Origin of the sequence: Paenibacillus agaridevorans, assembly GCF_003112455.1 — a bacterium.
Lineage (GTDB): Bacteria > Bacillota > Bacilli > Paenibacillales > Paenibacillaceae > Pristimantibacillus > Pristimantibacillus agaridevorans.
In genome coordinates, this window is the sequence record NZ_BDQX01000113.1 from 36928 (window position 1) to 37199 (window position 272).

The window sequence follows — 272 nt, forward strand, 5'->3', positions numbered from 1 at the left end:
ACAGCACGATCCATGCCGCCGCTGCCAGCTTGCCGCTTCTTCTCAACATGTATTCAATCCCCCTATTTCCCTTATTCCCGTCCCCTTTTGTATTACCGAACTTTTCGTTTCCAAACATAGAACGCCCCGGCTCCCAGAACGAGCACCGCCGCAATCGGCGTCCACCAGACCAGCCCGCTTCCGCCCTTCTCTTCGGCCGGCGCTTCCGTCAACTCTCCGGCCGCAAGCGTCGTCACGGCTTCGCCCCCCGGCACATCGCCATCGCCCCGCTG

The 272-nt window shown here is 61.4% G+C and carries 1 protein-coding gene; it reads right to left on the reverse strand.

All coding sequences use genetic code 11. From position 1 onward, the window contains the following. Nucleotides 1-92 precede the first annotated feature (92 nt). On the reverse strand, nt 93-272 hold a 180-nt coding region (locus PAT3040_RS36965), incomplete at its 5' end, for a hypothetical protein (RefSeq protein WP_219930273.1).